This is a genomic window from Glaciecola sp. KUL10 (genome assembly GCF_003203515.1).
Classification (GTDB): Bacteria; Pseudomonadota; Gammaproteobacteria; order Enterobacterales; family Alteromonadaceae; genus Glaciecola.
Genome location: NZ_BGNG01000001.1, coordinates 122,389 through 145,139, shown reverse-complemented (window position 1 = coordinate 145,139; position 22,751 = coordinate 122,389). Strand labels below are relative to the sequence as shown.

Annotated in this window: 13 protein-coding genes and 1 pseudogene; all 14 read right to left on the bottom strand. The window is 40.6% G+C overall.

Features of this window, described 5'->3' with window-relative positions; genetic code table 11:
- Positions 1-14: 14 nt before the first annotated feature.
- Entirely contained in the window at positions 15-4,850 is a 4,836-nt protein-coding gene (locus tag KUL10_RS00635; RefSeq protein ID WP_110426979.1) for an NAD-glutamate dehydrogenase, read from the bottom strand.
- Between the two features lie 195 nt (positions 4,851-5,045).
- A complete protein-coding gene (locus KUL10_RS00630; RefSeq protein WP_110426978.1) occupies positions 5,046-7,370 on the bottom strand; it encodes an RND family transporter in 2,325 nt (774 codons plus the stop codon).
- A gap of 6 nt (positions 7,371-7,376) precedes the next feature.
- Positions 7,377-8,435, bottom strand: coding sequence for a sialidase (locus KUL10_RS00625; RefSeq protein ID WP_233499659.1), 1,059 nt, complete (start codon positions 8,433-8,435; stop codon positions 7,377-7,379).
- 51 nt (positions 8,436-8,486) lie between these two features.
- Positions 8,487-9,854, bottom strand: coding sequence for a DUF1329 domain-containing protein (locus KUL10_RS00620; RefSeq protein WP_110427568.1), 1,368 nt, complete (start codon positions 9,852-9,854; stop codon positions 8,487-8,489).
- A gap of 10 nt (positions 9,855-9,864) precedes the next feature.
- Positions 9,865-11,943 carry a DUF1302 domain-containing protein gene (locus tag KUL10_RS00615; RefSeq protein WP_110426976.1) on the bottom strand — a complete coding sequence of 693 codons (2,079 nt, stop codon included), beginning with the start codon at positions 11,941-11,943 and terminating at the stop codon, positions 9,865-9,867.
- 163 nt (positions 11,944-12,106) lie between these two features.
- Complete coding sequence (locus tag KUL10_RS00610) at positions 12,107-12,337, bottom strand: DUF2835 family protein (RefSeq protein ID WP_110426975.1); 231 nt, start codon at positions 12,335-12,337, stop codon at positions 12,107-12,109.
- Positions 12,338-12,350: 13 nt separating this feature from the next.
- On the bottom strand, positions 12,351-14,936 hold the full coding sequence (gene pepN, locus KUL10_RS00605; RefSeq protein WP_110426974.1) for an aminopeptidase N: 2,586 nt from the start codon (positions 14,934-14,936) through the stop codon (positions 12,351-12,353).
- Positions 14,937-14,946: 10 nt separating this feature from the next.
- On the bottom strand, positions 14,947-16,404 hold the full coding sequence (gene nhaC / locus KUL10_RS00600; protein ID WP_110426973.1) for a Na+/H+ antiporter NhaC: 1,458 nt from the start codon (positions 16,402-16,404) through the stop codon (positions 14,947-14,949).
- 13 nt (positions 16,405-16,417) lie between these two features.
- A pseudogene (locus KUL10_RS00595) lies at positions 16,418-17,757 on the bottom strand (sodium-dependent transporter).
- Between the two features lie 72 nt (positions 17,758-17,829).
- On the bottom strand, positions 17,830-19,896 hold the full coding sequence (gene prc / locus KUL10_RS00590; protein ID WP_110426972.1) for a carboxy terminal-processing peptidase: 2,067 nt from the start codon (positions 19,894-19,896) through the stop codon (positions 17,830-17,832).
- Positions 19,897-19,912: 16 nt separating this feature from the next.
- On the bottom strand, positions 19,913-20,569 hold the full coding sequence (gene proQ, locus KUL10_RS00585; protein ID WP_110426971.1) for an RNA chaperone ProQ: 657 nt from the start codon (positions 20,567-20,569) through the stop codon (positions 19,913-19,915).
- Between the two features lie 27 nt (positions 20,570-20,596).
- On the bottom strand, positions 20,597-20,881 hold the full coding sequence (locus tag KUL10_RS00580; RefSeq protein WP_110426970.1) for a hypothetical protein: 285 nt from the start codon (positions 20,879-20,881) through the stop codon (positions 20,597-20,599).
- The gene (locus tag KUL10_RS00575) at positions 20,878-21,393 is read right to left on the bottom strand and encodes a GAF domain-containing protein (RefSeq protein ID WP_110426969.1); all 516 of its coding nucleotides are present in this window, start codon (positions 21,391-21,393) and stop codon (positions 20,878-20,880) included. Before KUL10_RS00575 ends, KUL10_RS00580 begins: the two co-directional genes overlap by 4 nt.
- A 99-nt stretch (positions 21,394-21,492) precedes the next feature.
- The gene (locus tag KUL10_RS00570; protein ID WP_110426968.1) at positions 21,493-22,722 is read right to left on the bottom strand and encodes a nucleoside recognition domain-containing protein; all 1,230 of its coding nucleotides are present in this window, start codon (positions 22,720-22,722) and stop codon (positions 21,493-21,495) included.
- Positions 22,723-22,751 lie beyond the last annotated feature (29 nt).

Here is a 22,751-nt window from a genome sequence, read left to right as displayed (position 1 = left end):
AAAACGTGTGTATTCTACTGGTTTGCCTTGACGCTTAACAGCATCAATTCTCTTAATGCGACAGAAAATTTTGCAAATTCGTGCGTTTCGCTGGTTTTAAACTCAGACATCATGTGTGACCAACGATCAATTTCAGGCTTATTATCCTTACACCATATATCTAAAATCGTATCAGCATCTTTTTCGTCTGGATAGGTATTTAGCAATACACACACAATTGAACGTTGCTGCCAATCCAGTTCCTCACGATAAGAGGCTCTGGCAAGTGCTTGCCAGTGGTTAGCTACACTTTGTGCATTAATTTGTTCTAAGAACCAGTGCAATTCGAATCTAGACCCTAGCTGGTAGTAAATTCTAGCTACAGTAGAAACCGAGCGATTTTCTTGTTCAGCAATTTGAGCTAAATCAAGTGAAGAGAACATGTTACTTAATTTGGCCATACGTTCAGCAACTGATTTAGGCACGCCTGCGTCAACATAAAGCGTTATTTGATCTTCGACTTCTTTCATTTCTGAATCCACTAAAAATGAAAACAAATCTTTTGAAATTTCATCAAAGGCGGATTTGTATCGTGCAATCGAGTCTTGAATAGCCATCTTGCCACCATGACGCACATACCACCTAGACGTTCTGCGCAGTGTTCTGCGCATCGTATCAAGCATGTCTAACTGCAAGCTTGCATCTATTTTGTTATCTAGGCTTTCAACTTCTTCCCAAAGCGAACCCATATCAAATACACCTTTGACCACTGAATAAGCTTCGGCTATTTGTGCATGACTTGCGCCTGTTTCTTCTTGGAGTCGGAAAACAAAATTTAGCCCCATATCATTAACGATTTCATTCGTTAGTTTCGTCGCGATGATTTCGCTGCGCAATGGGTGATTTTGCATTTGCTTCTCGTACTTCTCTCTGAGAACAGGCGGAAATGCATTTACTAGGTAGTCATTGTAGTACTCATTATCGGTGATCTCAGAAATACAAAAATCTTCTTTCAATACCATCTTGCCATATGCAATCAATACTGAAAGTTCAGGGCGTGTAAAACCTTGTCCTGTTGCGACTCTATCAGATACTTCTTCATCCGATGGAATAAATTCAAGCTCCCTGTTCAGCGAACCACTTTTCTCTAATCCATGCACAAACCTGAGTTGCTCTTTTATCGCTTTAACACCAGATATTTGAGAAATTGAGATCGACTGTGTCTGGCGATAGCAATCTTGAAGCACAATTTCAGAGACATCATCAGTCATGTCGTAAAGCAATTCATTGCGTTGTTTGACAGTTAAATCACCACTATTTACGAGCGAATTTAATAAAATTTTGATATTAACTTCGTTGTCCGAACAATCAACCCCACCGACATTATCGATGAAATCAGTATTAACTCTGCCGCCATTAGCTGCATACTCAATACGGCCTAATTGTGTGAGACCTAAGTTCCCCCCCTCACCCACAATCTTGGCTTGGACATCTTCGCCATTTACTCGAGTGGTATCATTTGCACGGTCACCTACCTCAGCATGTGACTCTTTTTTACTCTTAACGTAAGTTCCGATACCACCATTCCAGATAAGATCCACTGGCATCTTGAGCGCATTATGAATAAGTTCGTTTGGCGTCATTGAGGCCTGGCGCGTGCCCAACCAACGCTTCATTTCTGGCGTTAATTTGATTGATTTAGCAGAGCGTTTGAATATACCCCCGCCCTTAGAAATGATGGATTGATCATAGTCTTCCCACGTTAAGCTTGGATCATCAAACAGGCGTTGACGCTCTTTATAACTTTTTGCTTCATCTGGATTAGGATCAAAGAAAATATTCATGTGGTTAAACGCGCAAACCAATTGAGTTTTTTCTGATAAGAGCATGCCGTTACCAAATACATCGCCTGCCATATCACCAACTGCAAGGGCGGTAAAAGGTGTAGTTTGGCAATCAGTTCCAATTTCTCTAAAGTGACGCTTAACGGATTCCCACGCGCCACGTGCGGTAATCCCCATTTTCTTATGGTCATAACCAACGCTTCCACCTGATGCAAACGCATCACCTAACCAGAAATTGAATTCGTCTGAAATACCATTTGCGATGTCTGAAAATGTAGCAGTGCCTTTATCAGCTGCGACAACCAAATATGGGTCATCCTCATCAAGCCTTAATACATCTTTAGGAGGGACGACTTCTCCTTCTACAATGTTGTCAGTAATGTCTAATAAACTCGTGATAAATATTTTATAACAAGCTTGCCCTTCTTTTTGAATATCAGCTCGACTTGCGTTTTCAGGCATGGCTTTACAAACAAAGCCACCTTTTGCACCAACAGGAACAATAACAGTGTTCTTAACTTGTTGAGCTTTAACTAAACCTAAGATTTCAGTTCTAAAGTCCTCTTGTCTGTCTGACCAACGCAGACCACCACGAGCCACTTTTCCGCCACGGAGGTGAACACCTTCAATTCTTGGCGAATAGACAAAAATTTCAAACTTTGGCAAAGGCAATGGCATGTCTGATATTTCAGAGGGAAGCAATTTGAACGAGATATAAGACTTGTCGTTTCCTTCGCCATCTTTTTGATAAAAGTTTGTTCTTAAGGTTGCTTCTAATAACTCAAGATAACGTCTGATTATTCTGTCGTCATCTAGATTAGAAACGCTGTCTAGTTTTTCATTGAGCTCTTCTTTGAGTTTATCTAATTTTTTGGGTTGTCTTTTAATGCTGGGACAGAAAGTTAGTCTGAATAAGTCAACCAAATCACCGGCAATGTCAGGGTAATTAGATAATGTACTAGCGATATAATCCAAACTAAATGAAGAACCAATTTGGCGCATGTACTTGGCATATGCGCGCAAGATAGTCACGTTTCTACCCGTGATCCCAGCGCTGAGAATTAAACGGTTAAAACCATCATCTTCTAAGTCTTTACTCCACACTTTCGAAAAGGCATCTTGGAAAAGCGCTTGTGCTTTTTCCATTTCGAATTTTTGGCCATTTTTGTGAAGCATTGTGAAATCCATCACCCAGCTGACTTCACCTTCTTGCGTTGTCACTCTATATGGACTTTCATCAATCACGCGTAAACCAAAGTTTTCGAGCATCGGTAATACATCCGACAAATGAATAGGCACATTTTTGTGGTAAAGCTTAAGTTTAACCACTTCACTGTCAGCGGCTTCTTCTTGAGGACGATAAAAAAGCATGTCCAAGGACTTTTCGTCATTGAGTTCTTCTATTCTTTCAATATCGACCAACGCCGCACTCGGCAGGTTTTCTTCGCTGTAGCTTCTTGAAAACGCTTGGTCGTATTTTTGCTGAATCGCTTTCCCTTTTGCCTCGCCATACGCCGAGGTAATTTTAGATGCTAATTTATCATTCCAAGAACGCGTAAGTTCAATTAGGTTATCTTCAATTTCTTTCACATCGAACTCCAAATTATTATTATTAACGCGCACGATGTAATGCGTTCTTGCGTAAACTGATTCAGAAAAATAAGTATTAAATTCCACAGGCTTCTCTGATTCAAATGCCTGCTTTAATAACGCTTGAGTATCTCTTCTAAGTTGAGTGTTGTAGATTTCTCGGGGAACATAAACGAGACACGAATAGAAACGCCCAAATTCGTCTTTTCTAACGAATAACCTGGAAATCCCTCGTTCTTGCATTTGAAAGATACCAAGGATTATTTGTGCTAGTGCCTCGTCTGATGTCTGTAAAAGTTCATCGCGCGGATAGGTCTCAACAATGTTAACAAATGCCTTATAAGCATGAGTTCCTTTATCGAAACCTGCAATTTTGCACATGCGATCAATTTTTTCGCTTAACATCGGTAAATCAGTAGCTGAACTATTGTAGAAAGATGCTGAGTAAAGCCCTAAGAAACGATGCTCGCCGATAAGCGTACCTTTTTCATCAAACTCTTTTACCCCCACATAATCCATATAAGCTGGGCGGTGAACGCGTGCTCTACTGTTTGTTTTCGTCAAGATAAGTGGATTTGAACTCAATGCTTCGTCACGCGCACTGGGTGGCAAAGTCGATAGTAAGCGTTGTCTATCGCTAATTGAGTTTTTCATTAACCCCATACTACTCTTTTTGTCTGGGATCCAACGATAGTCACCCGAAATCGCTTTAACTTCATAATAGCGATAACCCATCAGCGTGAAATTATGATCGTTTAACCAATTTAAAAAGGTTTTGCCTTGGGATTTTACAGAAGCTGGGGCCTTAGATTTTGATTTTTCGAAGCTTTTCGTAATACTGGCCAGTTTTTCTCTCATGGGCTGCCAATCAGCAACTGTCAAAGAAACTTCTTCAACCACTGACAACAACTCGTCTTTAAGTGTTTTTATTTCACTTGCTTTAGACTGCCTATCAATTTCAATCAAAAAGGCTGTTTCAGAGGATGTTTCTTTATCTTTTGATTCAGCATCCACAAATGACAAAAGTTTATTAGACTTATCTCGTTTGAGGTGCATAGGACTATGCAATAATAAGTGTGCGGATATGCCTAATCTGTTAATCACCATTCTGACTGAATCGACTAAAAACGGCATGTCTTTTACGATAATTTCAATAATAGTGTGACTAGACTGCCAACCATGCTTTGATATTTCTGGATTAAACACCTTAATCACAGGTTGTTCTGCATCATTTGTCTGCATGATCCGCCATAGACTGAGTGTAGCTCCATACAAATCGCTATCACTTCTGCCGACTAAATCTTCAAATGACATATTTTTGAATAAAAGACGCGCAAACTCTTTGATAAGAGGCGCCTCTTGGTTACTCACTTTTTCTTTAATTAATGAAAATACACGCCCGAGTAAAACTGAATCTTGATGCTTTGTGACCGACATTTCGTGTTCTCTTTACAGTGTGTTACGTCTTAGGATAGACCTTATTCCTTGTTATATCGGTATTTTCTCTAAATAAATGAAGGATTAAAAGTGATATTTAACGACTAATTTACAAATTGCATAAGCATGTTTATTTTATGCATAAAAAAGGGCCTTTCGGCCCTTTTAAGCATTAATTAATCAAAATTATTTTTTCTAGTTTTTCTCGCTTCGCTTAAACCACAACAAGCGCGCTATCGCAGGTAAAACAATAATCGCGCCTAGCATATTAACGATAAACATAAACGTCAATAAGATTCCCATGTCCATTTGGAACTTGAGTGATGAAAATACCCAAGTACTAACGCCGATCGCTAGTGTTATACCGGTGAACAATACTGCACTTCCACGCTCTTTAAGCGCAGCAAGATAGGCAGCCTGAACAGAATCGCCAGCTTTTAAGCGCTCATTCATTGTCGATAAAATATAGATACCGTAGTCGACACCAATACCGACGCCTAAAGCAATCACCGGTAGTGTAGAGACCGTCAATCCAATTTGTAAGACTGTCATAAGCGATTGGGCTAATACTGAAACAACATATAGTGGAATAACGACAGAGAGCGTCGCTCTGATAGACCTAAAACTAATTAAGCATAATGCTATAACGGCACCGAAGACATAATACAACATCGGGTCTTGTGATGCTTTGACCGCTTCATTAGTCGCTGCCATTACACCTACTGGCCCAGATGCGAGTTTAAAGTCTAAGGTGCTTGTTTGATACTCTTCACGAATTTGCTTGACCGCTGCTACTATTGTTTCGATCGTCTCAGCTTTATGGTCTTGCATAAATAAAATGATAGGCATTACTGAGCAGTCGCCGTTTAAAAGGCCACTAGACGTAGGCACACGAGAAACAGCTTGTACCATAGTTGATTGATTACGCGGAAGCACTTGCCATTTAGGATTACCTTCGTTATATCCTGCATTGACCTGTTTAGCTACAGATGCAAGAGATATTGCTGACTGAACACCTGGAATGTTCTCCATTCTCCATTGAAAATCATCAATTGCAGTCATAGTGTCAAAATCAGTACATGCCTCAGCAGATGTTTCAACGATAACAGATATATAATCAACAGTTATTTCAAACTTATCTGTGATTAAGAACGTGTCTTGATTGTATCGTGAGCTTTCATGAAGTGCGGGAGCACCAGCATGTAAGTCTCCAATTTTCATCTTACTAGCTTGCATACTACCTAACACAAATAGTATTGACGTGAGTGCAACAATAACAATCGCAGTCTTTGAACTCGCACATTTAGCAACGTTCTCCCAGACTTTGTTGCCTTTGTCTCTTTCATTTTTAAATGAATCCACATATTTTTGACTAAGCTTCACATATGACATTAAAACTGGAAGCAATAATAAATTTGTCAGAATGATCACAGCGACTCCCATGCTTGCAGTGATCGCTAGCTCCCTAATGATGCCAATATCGATTACCAGTAGTGTCATAAACCCTACCGTGTCGGAAAGCAATGCAATGCCGCCAGGAATCAGAAGTGTTTTAAATGCATTTTGCGAAGCAGTCTTTACATCCACACCAACAGATGCTTGTTTGCCAACTGCATTGATCATTTGAACGCCATGACTTACACCGATCGCAAAAACTAAGAAAGGCACTAAGATAGACATCGGATCTAAGCCAAAACCAAATAATGTTAGCAATCCGAGTTGCCAAATTACCGCAATAATTGAGCATAACAATGGCAGTAAGGTCAGCATAATCGAACGAGAGAAAAAGAAAACCATAATAGCTGTTATTGCAATCGCGATAGCAAAGAAAAGTAAAACGTCTTTAGCGCCTTCAGCTACATCACCAATCATTTTAGAAAAACCGATAATATGAATACTTGTATTCTCGTTTTCGTATTTTCCTCGCAATTGCTCTTCTAACTCAGAGGCAAGCGCTAGCGTATCTAGTTTCTCACCGGTTTCAGGATCTATATCTAACAATTGAGCAGTGACCATTGCACAACTAAAATCGCTGGAAACTTGCCGACCCGCAATACCAGCCTTGTCGATGTTCTTGCGAACTAGATCTAAGGCGGATTGATTTTTAGAATTAAAATCTGCCGGAATAACTGGACCACCAGAAAAACCGCCCTCCACTATTTCAGTAAATCGAGTAGAAGGTGCAAACAGCGAAATGACTAGTGAACGGTTAACGCCATTTATGAAAAATAATTGGTCGTGAACATTCTTTAGCGTGTCAAAAAACTCTGTATTAAAAATATCTCCATCAACATCACAAACGGAAACAAGCACATTATTTGCGCCACCGAAGTTTTCCCGATGTTGCATGTAAGTCTGCATATACTCATGATTAAGAGGAATATTTTTTGTAAAACCGGCGTCCAGCTTTAATTGAGACGCGTTATAAAGTAGAAACACGGTAACAAGTGTAAAGAAACCAATCACAATAGCGCGATGTTTAAAAACGGTTTTTTCCACTGATTCTATAAATTGATTCATATAATTTTATTCTGCATTTAAAAATTTAATACCAGATGCGGTAACAGCGAATAATTGCCCATTTTGATAATCAGCATTCAGAATTGCATCATTTACTCCACTATCTATCATGGTTAATGCTGCAGACTGAGCGCAGCCATCAGCGTCTAGCGGTAAAGTTTTGTCAGTAAAGACGCTTTCTATATCCACTGCGAATAAAACGCCATTGTTACCCGTAACAAACGTCTTTTCGTTATTTATAACAAATGAATTTAAGGATGTTGTTACACATGTTTCCACAGAAAACCAATCAGAATCTACATCTCTGCGGGCAAATAAGTTTCCTCTCAATCCTGCTGCCAGCGTTAACGTAATCTCATCCACTTTAAATTGAGAAACGTCAAAAAACGAACCGTAGTAATCTATATCCTGTCTTTGCCATGACTCCCCCAAATTATCGCTAACGGCAAGTAAACCAGCCTCTCCCGCTAATAGAAGCTTTCCGTTCTTGTACGTAACACGGTTGAAATGAGGTAATATAAACGATAGCTCTTCTTCATAAAAAGCTTGATCACTTTTTATTGTGTCAAGATACTCTATGTCTGCTAGTGGGAGCACTGACGCATGTAGTTCTTTATTCCACGTCGTTCCACCGTCTCTTGTTCTATAAAACAAACCGTAGGCACCAAGCGCTATCCCATGTTGGTCATCAAAAAAGAGGACGTCTAAAAAGGGACGGTCTAACTCTGGCATTTGCAACTGAATAGACCAAGACTTCCCCCCATCAACTGATGCAACAATTGTTGCATCATGACCAACCGCCCATATTTTATTACCAATCGTCGAAACGGCTGTAAAGGTAGTTTTAGTGGGTACGTCTAGCTGAACCAAGTCACCATTTTGTTTAATTAAAATATGGCCGCGTTCGCCTACAATAACAATCATGTCATTGACTGCTATATCGAGTAACATTGATTCAGTAACCAAAGGTGCTTGAAAACTCTGTTTTTGCGCTGATAAGGCTGCACCACAACTTAGCAAAGTGGTGGTTAACACACCCAACATACTTACTTTTTTTAGATACATATTCAAAAAGCTCTAGTTGAAAAAAAAGGTTGGCAAATGCCAACCCTTTATTTATCTCTTTCCTTCCCGTCTTAATGCTTGCGGGGTGAACTCCCTATCGTTTGGCGTGATAGTGAAGTCGTACATCTTCTCTTCATTATCAAGGCCGATTGCCAGATATCTTCGAGAGTTTAAATCATGATAAACGTCCAGTGTAGACCAATGTGTTGGAACATCATAGTAATTTACACCGTGTGCCATCGCCACGCGATATAACTCACCACGTCCATCATACATATCAGCAACTTGCACTTGCCAGCTATCTTCATCGATATAAAACACTCGCTTCTGGTAAACGTGTCTAAATTCTTCTTTAAGGTTTGCTTCAACTACCCAAACACGATGCTTTTCAAAACGTGTTAAGTCTGGATTAACGTGACCAGCTTGAAGAATATCGTCGTAACTAACCTTGTCGCTATGCACCTTGTAACTATTATAGGCTACGTATAATTCTTGTTTACCTTTCAATGTCCAGTCGTAGCGGTTAGGAGAACCATTGAACATGTCAAAATCATCAGTAGTTCTTAAACCATCAGCCGCGGTTCCTGGTGCGTCATATGCGATGTTGGGCGCCCGACGAACTCGACGTTGCCCCGTATTATATGTCCACGCTTGACGAGGCTCTTTTATTTGGTCTACCGTTTCATGAACCAATAATGCAGTGCCCGCTAATCGAGCAGGACTTGTGACACTTTGCTTGAATTTGAAGAGAATATTGTCTTCAACCAGTGACTCAGGTGTCACACCTTTTTCGGCATATTTTATCATTAAGGTTTCATCGAAACCTATAACGTTAAAATCACCGCCGGCAGTTACCGCCGCTTGACCACCAAAACGCTGAACTGCAGCGCCACGATAACGCAGAATATGGTTCCATATTGCTTCTAAGCCATTAGAAGGAATTGGGAATGGGATACCAACTGCTGCACCCTTCAAGCCATTCCCGCCCTCAAGTAATTCAGCACGCGTAGCATTTGCTTTAGTCGCATCATAAACCTCTTGAGAATTTGAAGCTGTTCGACGAGTTTGGTAAACGGGCATGGTAAAGGTATCAGGGTATGCTTCAAACAACGCTTTTTGGCCGTCAGTTAAGTTTGCAGCATATTCCTGATAATTGGCTTTTGTAATCACAAAAAGCGGCTTGTCATCAGCGAATGGGTCAATGTGGAAACCACCTGGTGTGTAGCCTGCTGGCGCAGACGTAATCCCGCCAGTCCACGCAGGTATACTGCCATCAGCATTTCCAGCTTTTTCTGCACCTAAGGGCGTTAACTCTGCACCAAGTTTAGCCGCATCAGCTGCACTTACCTTTGCCATTGCCAATTGGCTTGACAAGGCGAGAGCAATCCCAGCGGTTATTAAACCTAAATTCTTTATCATTACGACGTCCTTAAATTGCATATTTAATATTGAAAGAAACGAAATCTCTATCTGATAGAGCATTAGTAGTGCCTATGCCGCCCCAAAATGCACTGTATGATGCAGTGGCAGACCATTTACTCAGATAGTCGAAAGTGAACGAAACATTTGCCGATTTTCTATCTTCTAAAAATAAGAAAAGTGGGTCAGGCGTTGTTCCCTCAACATCATGAGCAAAAGTTGCTCTTGTTCTAAGGTTTATGCCCGCAAACACGTTATTATAATCAGCCACTGCTAACAAACGGTAACCCCAAGCATCATCAGTTGAGAACGGATTTGTTTCCGGGCCATCGGATAAACCGATGTGAAGTCCTTCTCGATTATTATTCGTGCCTGGAACAGGCTCTAAAGATGGCGTTCTAGCGGTACCTGGCGCATTCAAACGAATTACTTCTGGGTCTGGGAAATCTTCTATTTTCACATAACCCGCTTCTGCCAAAAATATTAAGTTGTCAGTACCTAATGAAGGACCAAACACATGAGAAGCAGTAAACTGCATCTGCCAAGTATCTGATAAAAGGAAACCTTCTGCAGTTTCACCTGGCCCAACGTTTCGGCCGATATTGTTTAGCTGTGAAATACCGACTAAGTCAGGGCGAAGACCCGCTGCACCAAGTTGTTCTGGCATACCCGTATATAACAATTCAACATCGTCTATCTGAAGCGGCTCATCAACGCGGTAAGCAAATTCACCAGCTAATGCCGTTTCGCCTACATTCGTGTTAAAGCTTAAACCATATAGTTTAATATCTTCAGGATAAGTGAACCTCGACTCTGTAAAGGCTCCTAACTCAGTTATATTGTCACGTGTAATCTCGTTTTGCGCCAAGAAGTTTAAATCGGCTTGAATGCCTGCCGCTGTAAAATCAGAGGTTACACCAGCAACTAACGGTCGTTGACTGTGGTAGTTGATATGGTAAAAACCGAACTCTGTTTCATTGAGTTCTTCTGCAAACCACGTTAAACGCACACCATATTGGCCTTGATCGTCCGCATCATCATGAGCAGCGTCACTGCGTGCGCGAACTGCAACTTTAGTTGGGTACGCTAGATAAGCCTGACTTAACTGACCCAATACCGCTGGATTAGTAGCGTTTTCACGTACTTGACCACCAATTACGTTTAGTGCTGGAATCAAGGTATCCATATCAATATCAGGATTACCAGTAAATCCAAGTTGAATGTTATTAAATGAACCGCCCTCACCTGCAAAATCATTCGCGGCAAAATAACTACCGGCAACAGGTAACAACGAACGCTCCCACTCATATTGATAATATGCAGATAAACTGACCGTGTCAGTTAAGCCAATATTCGCAGATATCATTCCAACTGGAATAAATACTTCTTTTAATTCAGCCCCTGGTGCTCTGGCGCGCGTTACGTCAGCCGGGTTTGTTGTATTGATACCGTGCTGAATAAAAGTACTCTCTCCCCAGCTTATTACTTGATCACCTAATCTAACCGAAATAGGCATGTCACCCACATAAAAATCAGCATACACAAAAGCGTCTAACAGTCTAATGTCACTGCACAGCTCATCAGAAGCAGTTGAATCTCTGCATGGGTCAACTTCGAAGCCCGTAATTGGATTAGACCAAGCGCGGTCTCCATCTGATAACTCAAAGTCATAAAAATAGAAACCACGTGCAAAGAAACCAAAGTTTTCGTACTGAATCTCTAGCTCGTGCAGGCCAACAAATTGTGTAGAAAACGCTTCGCCACTATCGAAGGAAAGATTACCTAAATCGCCATTGCTTGAATATGCGCCATCAGTCAATGCCCATACGTCAGCAGATGGATAAATAACGTTCGTTGCAGCATTATAATTGTTCCAGTCTAGACCTGGCTGATTACTGTGTCCGATCAAATTATAGTCGCGATCTTCAACTCTGATACTGGTAGCTAAAGTAAAGTTAGAATCTAAGGTGACACTTACATCGCCAAAATCCCAGTTAGCTGCTTTTGCTGTCTGAGCGCTAGCCACTAATACTGTGGCGACAGTCAACGCTAAAGAAGACTTTTTGAATGCGCGAGGCTTGTTTATCATTTGATTACATTCTCCAGAACTATCGTTATTCCGATACGTTTGTTGTTATACGTGCATTATTAACAAAATGATTACATCATTTTGACTCAATCGCAAGAACTAATCGTACCAGTTAACATAGCTTGCCGAATTATTAGGCAAAATCCATTGATCACGAGCTAATTTAAGCAATACGAACTAAGGCTTGTATTTTATGTTTGTCATCAACAGTTAATCTAAAACGACCCACAAGGCCGCGCGTGTCTACAAACTTCCTCACATTAATTGAGGGGACTTGAATTCTCTCGCCGGTATCAGCAGTAACGACAACATGCTTTACTTGCCCTAAATAAAGGCTCTCACATTCACTGTAAGGCATATTTACACTAAATAGATAATGCGTTAGCTCTTTCATACATCACTACAGCTTAGTCACTGGCTAGACTTTTGCTAACTTTTTCAAACAAGTCTTTACTTAATTCCTTGTTAGTAAGTAATCGACCTAGTTGTGTTTTAATCAAGCCCTGTCTCTGTTTGTCAAATTTTTTCCAAGAAATAAGGCAAGTCACAATTCGCGATGCAACTTGGGGATTAATGTTATCTAATTCCATCAGGTAATCTGCAACATACTTGTAACCACTACCATCAATAGCATGAAATCCCTGCGTGTTATAAAACGCAAAACTACCAATTACAGAGCGCACTTTATTAGGATTGGTAATCGAATATTGGTTGTGAGCACGCACCATATCTAAGTGACTAAGCATATTATTTCTATAAGTATTTGCTTGTAATGTGAACCATTTATCCATGACAACAGCGTCATGTTGATAACTCTGTTCAAACTCTGAAAGAAGTTGGTCAAACAATTTAAGTTCACACTGTTGCGCTGCTTTTAATGCGCCCAATTTATCTGTCATATTGTCAGCTTCAAAGTATTGTTTTTCAATTAGCGAAGAAACTAATACTTTGTAACCTGCATTCGCTAACAGGCTTATCACATTATTTTTTAACTTCCGTATGTTAATTTGATCTTTAGAATACTCGTACACCACAGGTAAGAACGAGTGATATAGGTCAATTAAGTCGCCCTTTAAATGATCAGATAACAAACTCAGAAATTGCTGCCTTGCATTATTCACTCGCAAGGGATCAACTTCATTTATCTCAAGTAAAATCGTTTCAGTGCTAGGAACATTGATCAGTTCAGCGAGGATACCGGGCTTGTCTTTATTACGATCAATTATTTGTTTGAGAGTATTTAGCGCGAGAAGGTCTATTGTAAAACTAGGGTCATAATATAGCGCGACCGTTTGTTTTAGAAAAAACTGTTGAATAGCGTCCCACTTTGAATAATCCGATTTGGAAAATGTCGCAATCGTCAACAGTTCTTGGTCAGTGTATGGATAGTCTATTTTTATCGGCGACGAAAAATCAGAAAGTAAAACAGGTATAAAGCATTTTGAATCTGTCTGCACAAGCAAAGTGTCTTTTCGCTTGTCTAATACAAAAATACTGTCGTCACATACAATTTGCTTACCCTCTTCTGTGAGGCATTCTAAAGCGATGGGAATGTACATAGTATGTTTTTCTGATTGATCTGCAGTGGCAATATTAATTTGCTCGAAATTGAGCTCACAAACGTCACCAATACTTTTACTAACTTTAACCTGAGGTGTACCTGACTGAGAGTACCAAAGTTTGAAATGCGTCAAATCTATCGCATTAGCGTCTTCCATCGCGGCCACAAAATCATCACACGTCACCGCCTGACCATCATGGCGCAAGAAATACAAATCCATGCCTTTTCTAAAACCATCTTTACCTAAGATAGTGTGCATCATTCGAATAACCTCAGCGCCCTTATCATAGACCGTCACCGTGTAGAAATTATTCATTTCGATAACTTCGTCAGGCCTAATTGGATGGCTCATAGGGCCTGCATCTTCTGCAAACTGGTGCTCTTTCATGACTTTAACTTGATCAATTCTCGTACTTAATGGATTGAACATGTCTGCGCTAAACGATTGATCTCTAAATACTGTAAGCCCTTCTTTCAAACTGAGTTGGAACCAGTCTCTACAGGTAACACGATTTCCGGTCCAATTATGAAAATATTCATGCGCGATTATCGCTTCAATATTAAAATAATCTTGGTCAGTAGCCGTGTCTGGGGCAGCGAGCACATATTTACTATTAAAAACATTTAGCCCTTTGTTTTCCATCGCCCCCATGTTAAAGAAGTCAACTGCGACAATCATGTAAATGTCTAGGTCATATTCTAGTCCATAAGTTTCCTCATCCCATCGCATCGACTTTTTTAATGAATCTAGCGCATGACGCCCTTGCAATAAACGGCCTTTTTCAACAAATAACTCTAGTTTTACGCTTCGACCTGAATGCGTCATGTAGTCATCAGCTAGGCAATCAAAATCTCCAGCAACAAGAGCAAATAAATAACATGGTTTTTTATGAGGGTCATGCCAAGTTACAAGTCTTCTTCCATCGTCTAAAATCTTATCTCGCGTTTTATTTCCATTGGATAACAAATACTTTAAATTTTTATCGGAAGAAATGATGTTGCATGTATATATTGAAAGTACATCTGGTCTGTCTAGAAAATAAGTTATTTTTCTGAAGCCCTCAGCTTCGCATTGTGTGCAATATGACCCGTCTGTCAAATATAGCCCTTCAAGCGATGTATTGCTTTTTGGAGAAATTAAATTTTCGATATTGAGTTCAAAACTTTCGTTAAGAAGAGCTGAGGGCAATATTAGATGTGTATCTGTAACTTCGTATTCACTGAATGCACGTCCATCAATGAAAACGCCTTTCAATTCAAGTCCTTCGCCATCTAGTACTAAGTCGCCTGCCCCGATAGGGTTACGCCTAACCTTAAGTATCGATTTAACTTTAGTTTGATGCGGCTCTAATTCAACAGTTAATTCAATTTCATCTATAAAAAAAGACGGCGCAAGATAGTCTTCGCGCCGTTTAATATTTGTTTGCGACATAACGGCCCTCTTAGGTCTTTATCGTCACCTTCGGTGGTGTTAAACGTAAAATCTTTATGCCTAGATACGCATAAATCACAGCTAAGATCGGATTGATAAGGTTGAAGAATGCATAGAAGAAATAAGTAAACGGATGTACCCCAAGCACGCCATGCATGTAAGCACCACAAGTATTCCAAGGTATCAAAGGCGAAGTGATCGTTCCGCCATCTTCTAAACTTCTTGATAGATTTAGTTGGTGCAATCCTCGTTTTTCAAATTCTTCTTTATACATTCTGCCTGGCATAACAATTGAAATGTACTGGTCGGCAGTTACTAAGTTTGTACCTATGCATGTCAAGATAGTTCGACTGACCATGGAGCCAGCTGAGTCTGCGCCTTTTAAGCAAGCAGATACAATCGCTTTTAATAATCCGACTCTTTCTAATACTGCACCAAAAGACATCGCGCAAATTATTAGCCAAACTGTGTTTAACATACTCGACATACCGCCACGACTCAACAAGCTGTTTAAGTTGTCATCTGGTGTGTTAAAACTCACACCATCAAACAAGGCGGTCCAAACCACCATCAGGTTTTGAACGGATGATGAAAACTCATTATCCAACATTGATGAGACTAGATCGTTTTGAAAAAATAGTGCCCAAATGCCGCCGATTAATGCACCAATAGATACCGCGGGGAACGCAGGTACTTTCTTAATTGCAAGCGTCAATAGCACAACTAATGGCACCAAAAGGTGCACCCCGAGCGCAAATTCTTCAGAAAGTATTGTTTGCATCTGCTCTATTCGTGAAGACACTTGACTTGTATCTTCGCTCAAGCCCAAGATTACAAATAGGATAAGAGATATAGTGAAGCTAGGTACCGTTGTCCAAAGCATATATTTGATGTGCTCAAATAAATCAGTGCCTGCAATAGCTGGCGCTAAGTTTGTCGTTTCTGATAATGGCGAGAGCTTATCCCCAAAGTAGGCACCAGATACGATCGCACCCGCGGTTATCGCAAGCGACATATCCATGCCAGTTGCCACCCCAATTAGGGCTACACCTACGGTAGCAGCCGTCGTCCAAGAGCTACCAATACTCATTGCAACAACAGCACAAATTAAACAAGAAGCTGCATAAAAAAATGTAGGGTTGAGTAAAGAAAGTCCGTAATAAATGAGCGTAGGCACTGTTCCTGCAAGCATCCATGTACCTATTAGTGAGCCCACCGCAAACAAAATAAGACAGGCCCCCAAAGACATTGAAATACCCTTAACAATGCCTTCTTCGATGCTCTTCCATGTATGGCCATTTTTCAATCCAATTACTGAAGCCACTCCCATCGCCATTAGCAAGGAGATCTGGTTTGGCCCATATGATGAATCATCAGCAAACAGATATACCGCACTGCCCATCATCAATACCAATAAAACTAGAGGAATGAGTGCATCAAATAAACTAGGTTCTTTTATATTTTTCATTTTTCAGAGGCCATTATGCAATTGAGCGGTAAAACATAAAAACAATAACAAGCGGGCAAACGAACTTGATATACCAAGGCCAAATTTTCCAGAAGACGCTTTGCTCAATCTCGGCATCACCTTGTTTTAGTTCTGATAGTATCTGATCTCTTCTCCACACCCAGCCAGCAAACAAACATAAGAATAAACCAAGAATTGGTTGACTATATTGAGTTGTAGCGGTAATAACTAGGCCAAATAACGCTTCAAAGTTAAAAACGATTACCCCACTACTGATCAGCACTAAGCACATCAATACAATCGTGGCTTTATTGCGTTTAAACCCCTTGCTATCAACTAAATAAGCAACTGGAACTTCCAGCATAGAAATTGAAGAAGTTAACGCTGCTATCACCATCAATGCAAAAAACGCGGTGGCAACTAGGGGACCAACGATTTCAATCTTGTCAAAAAGTGCAGGTAGCACATTAAAAATAAGGCTATCACCTTGAATCAATGCCCCACTAGCAGTAAATATTTCAACACCATTTTGCAACGCTACGTACATGGCAGGAATAATCAGCATCCCTGCTACAACGGCGACACCAATATCTACCAATGCTACAGAAGCGCCTAATTTCGGTAAACTTTCGCTTTTTTTATGTATGACCCGTAAACGAGCATAGTCCCTACGCCTAAAGACATCGAGAAGAAAGCCTGCCCCATAGCATCTATCAAGAGTTCCGCATCCATTACCCGAGAAAAATCTGGTAATAAATAGACCTTCCACCCTTCAAGAGCGCCATCTTGAAAAGATACGTAGATAATCAATGCAATTATAATCGCAAATAATGTTGGCATAAGACGAACTGACCAACGCTCAATCCCCTGACTCACACCGCCTGAAACTACGACGGCAGTTAAGCCTACAAACACTGCCATAAAAATGGCGTTTCTGGCATTTGAGAACTCAGTTAACCAAGGGATATTTTGACCAATAACGCTAAAAAGCGCATCGAAAAAGAATGCAATCATCCAACCTGCAACAATTGCGTAAAAAGAAAGAATTAAAACAACGGTAATTGCACCGATACTGCCAGTAAATCGACCGAGTGTTTGTTTAACCCCCGATTCACCAATTTGACCAAGCGCATCAACCATATTGGCACGTTTAGCCCGCCCAATAATTAACTCAGCCATTAACACAGGATAGGCAAGCACAAAGGCCATGATTAAATAGACCAGTACAAAAGCAGCGCCTCCATTTTCAGCCACTTTTGTCGGAAAGCCCCAAATATTACCTAAGCCAACAGCAGAACCAGCTGCCGCTAATACGAATCCGATTCGCGAGGAAAACTCACCCCTTGCGCTCATATAGACCTCATTTTTATTATAATTATTCGTTGTCCAGTTTAAGAGCAACGCGAGCCTATTTTGGCTCAAAGTTTATTTTTTTAGATTAAGCGCGTAACTACCTGCATCAATCATATCAAACGTTATATTAGCTGCTTCACTCAAAAATGGATCGATGTCATCAAGTTCATCAGGCAGATCGTCATCAAGTGACGCTAGCTTTTCTAAGCCTAAACGTTCTAATCGTTCATTGACTCGCACTAGTTGCTTTTCTTCGGCTTCTTTCTTTTTAGCACGCCTTTCTGACTCGACTAAACTTATATACTTGTCATTTTTTGTGCGATTGTATTCATCTATATCTTGATAGATATAAGCAAACTCAGGATCCTTTAGTGCTCTAGCAGAATGTTTAGCACTCAATACGTCTATAACGCCATCATAGCTTCCAACTGTTGTATAGTTTGCTTTTTTAATACTGTCGTAAGGAAGCGCATTTTCTTCTTTGCTCTCTCCCCACTCCTCAGGGTCAATCGCTGAAGGATATAAGATATCAGGCTTGACACCTTTTTGCTGAGTACTACCGCCACTTATTCTATAAAATTTAGCAATAGTATACTGAACCGCACCAAGGGGGCTCTCGAACATATCATAGATTCGACCCAAACCTCTGTGCTGCTGAACCGTGCCTTTCCCGAACGTTTGCTCTCCGATAATAATAGCCCGGTTGTAATCTTGCATAGCCGCGGCAAAAATTTCGCTTGCAGACGCGCTATAACGGTCGACTAAAACTGTCAGTGGACCAGCATAGTGAACAACACCATCGGTATCACGGTCAACATTAACTCTTCCATTTTGATATCGTACTTGGACCACAGGGCCTTTATCAATGAACAAGCCGCTTAAATAGATAGACTCTGGTAAGGAACCACCGCCGTTACCACGTAGGTCAACGATCACACCTTTGACATCTTGCTCCATCAATGAATCTAGTTCTTTTTTAACATCAACATGAAGATTGTGATAAAACGAAGGTATGCTAATCACACCTAACTTTTCTCCGGCATTTTCACCTGATGAAGGAATAAATACCTCTGACTGTGCGGCGCGATCTTCGAGTTTAACTTTATCTCGGACGATGGCTACTTCTTGTATTTTCTTGCTTGAACTCGTGCCTTTTTGAACCTGTAATTTAACTGTGCTGCCTTTCGGACCTTTGATCAATTCAACGACGTCATCTAGTCTCCACCCAACGACATCGACAAAGTCTTCGCCGTCTTGTGCCACTGCAATAATTTTATCTTCTGGTTTAACTGCATCTGACTTATCTGCGGGTCCGCCAGCAACCACACTTACAATAACGGTATGGTCATCTTCACTTCTTAAAACAGCGCCTATTCCCTCTAAGGACAAGTTCATTTGCATTTGAAACCGCTCGGTATTGCGCGGAGACAAATAACTTGTATGTGCCTCAATACTTCTAGCAAACGAGTTCATTACCGTTTGAAAAACGTCCTCACTGTTTGTTTGCGTAAGACGTCGTATCGCGCGCTCATAGCGTTTGGTTAGGATATCCGTGATTTCTTCTGGTGTCTTGTCAGCTAACTTTAAGTTTAAAGCATCATACTTAACTCGTTGACGCCAAACCTCGTCAAGTTCCTGCTGTGTGCTCGCCCAATTTGCGTCTTCGCGATCATAAAAGAATTTGTCGCCTTCTTTTTCAAAATCAAATTTTGTATCGACAAGACTTAATGCGTATTGAAAACGTTCTTTTCGACGCTCAAGGCTGACTCTAAAAATATCATATGCCAAATCCAAACGACCCTGCTTAATTGCATCGTCAAAGTCGTTTCTATTTTTTTCAAAGGATTTTATGTCGTTTTCTAAAAAGAAGTTTTTATTTACATCTAAACTGCGAAGGTAGCGATCGAATATTTTTGCCGATAACTCATCATCAATGTTTACTTTCTTGTAGTGAGAGCGTAGGAACTGGTCAGAAATACGCTTTGCTGATTTTTGATGCCAAGTTTGTGGTGATAACTCTGGAAGTTCATCTACAGTTTCGCCACTGGGTCCAGCTGCTATGCCGAACGAGAACAGTGTCGAAGCAACGGCTAAGGCTACTACTGTGCGCTTTAAGCGTTTACTGTTAGAAATTTGCATATCACCACCTTATTTATTAATTCACCAATCGCAATTGTTCGCGTTGTACTTTGACAGACATTCCGCTATTTAGTTGCACTTGAATACCATCTTTACTGATATCGGTAATCGTTGCCGGCATGGGCGTCTTACCCACTTTAACAGACACTTGCTTACCCACAACCACATCAGACTCAACCAATTCTTTCACAACTTTTCTAGGGGCACTTGGTTTGTTGGTTTTATTGTCACTTCGATTTGCACTTGGTTTCTTTGTTCTTTTGGCCGCTGCAGGATTTGCCGCACGATTTTTGTAGCTTCGCTTTTGTGCTGCATCTTGCTTAAGCTGCTGACGCTTTTCAGCCGCCTTAGCCTTACTTTCTTTGAGTTGCACTTGAGCATGCTCGGCATGCTCTTGATCAACAGCATCACCCGCCTCACCATCTAAATCGACTCTGAATGCACCTACTTTGACCGAAGCTAGGTACTTCCAGCCGCTGGTATAATGTCTCAAAGCCATTCTAAGCAAACGTTTACTGACTCTTTCATCGCCTTCTAGTCTGCTGGCTAAATCATGAAAAATACCAATCTTTAAAGGCTTTGCTTCGTTTTCTAAAGTAAAGCATTTGGGAAATGTTTCGGCCAAGAATGCTAAAACTTCTTTAGTGTTTGAAAATTTTTGAGTGTCTTCCATTAATCTACTTTGTTTAAGTCGGCTTTTTTAAGATAATTCATCATCATTATCCTCTGTTGAAAACAGATGATCCACCCAATCGACTAAATCGTCAACCTCAATATCCAATAAATAGGAATCTTGGTGCCAATGATGCCAAGTTTTAGTTAGTAATTTTTCTAGCCTTTGTGTTTCAAAATCATCATCTGCTGCATCATATACCATGTGCAAAATAGTATTTAATTTCTCAGAAGCTTCGTAAGGATCATCGTGGATATCTTCCATATCATCTGCTGTGCTTAGCAAAGTATGAATATCGACAAAGTGTTTCATAATAAAGGCTTGCCCTGAGTTATATTCTCCTCGATGAGCTTGACGATGCGGCTTAAGGCATTCAAATCATCGAGGTTAAAACGGGAATATCGGGGACTATCGATATCTAAAACACCGATTAGTTTTTGCTCAACAATAATTGGAATGACAATTTCAGAATTTGAAGCAGCATCGCAAGCTATATGCCCTGAAAATTCGTGCACATTATCAACCAACACTGCTTCTTTTTTAAACGCTGCAGTACCGCAAACACCTTTGTTCATTGGAATTCTGATACAAGCTGCTTGTCCCTGAAAAGGTCCTAGCACTAATTCCCCCTCTTTAAACAAATAAAAACCGGCCCAATTTACATCATCGAGGTTATTGAAAAGAACCGCACTAACATTCGCTAGGTTAGCGATTAAATCGTGTTCATCCTCAATCAAGGCCCCGACTTGCTTAACGATTAAACTATAGGCAGAAGAGACTTCTTTATCTCTTGGTTCCTGCTCCAAAACTGAATTATCCAACATTTGTTATCTCAACATTTCACTTTATTTAGCAATATTATCATTAGCCAGAAACCCTGATAATGGTTCAATTAAACTAACTTATACAATTATTGGCTAGCACTACCCAAAGAACCAATACGCGACACAAATGGCGGCAAAGATACCCGCAAAATCTGCAGCTAAACAGCAACCAACAGCATATCTACTGTGTTTTACGCCAACAGCGCCTAAATATACTGCTAACACATAAAAGGTAGTTTCGGTTGAGCCTTGCATGATGGAGGCAAGTCTACCGGCAAACGAATCGGCACCATGAAATTGCATTGTTTCAATCATAAGCGCTCGTGCTCCGCTGCCGCTCAAAGGCTTCATAAGCGCCGTTGGAAGAGCGTCGACAAAGCGAGTATCAAAGCCTACTAACGCTACAATATAGCTAACGCCATCACTCACAGCATCCATCACCCCACTTGCTCTTAACATGCCAATCGCAAACAACATGGCCAGTAAAAACGGGATAATAGTTATTGCGACTTCAAAACCTTGCTTTGCACCTTCAACAAATTGCTCATAAGTATTTTGCTTTTTAAGATAACCACTAATTAATACCAACACGATAAAACTCAGCAACGCAAAATTCGCGATTAAGGCTGATTGCTCAGAAAGTTGCTGCGCAGCAAGCGTAGCGAAATACAAGATTACGGCCGCCAAGCTTGAAAATATAGCAAGTAAATAAAGTACCACTACTTTATTTAATAAGTTTACCTTTTGAATGACGCACGTCACTATTAGGCCAACAAGTGTTGAAGCACTTGTGGCAAGCAAGATGGGGATAAAAACATCTGTTGGTGACGCAGCGCCAGCATCGGCTCTATATAAAAAAACAGCAATAGGAAACAAAGTGACTGAAGAAGTATTTAAAACCAAGAATAAAATCTGTGAATTAGTCAAAGTGTCTTTAATTGGGGCGAGCGTTTGCATGTCTTGCATCGCTTTAATTCCAAAGGGAGTAGCAGCATTATCTAACCCGAGGACATTAGCCGACATATTCATGGTTATACTGCCAAGTGCGGGGTGACCTTTGGGGATATCTGGCATTAGCCTGCAAAGTAAAGGTTCAAGGACCTTTGAAAACTTTGCAATTAATCCAGCATTTTCTGCCACTTTAAAGATTCCCAGCCAAAATGCCAACAAGCCAATTAAACCTATTGCGATATCAACACTGGTGCGTGCCATCGAAGTAACGGCTTGCATTACGTCCTGAAAAGCACCTAAATTTCCAGACACGAGCACTTGATAACAACTTGCGACAAATGCGCTGAGGATAAAACCCAACCAAATTTTGTGTAACATGCGAATCTCTTTTTATCTTATTATGTGCT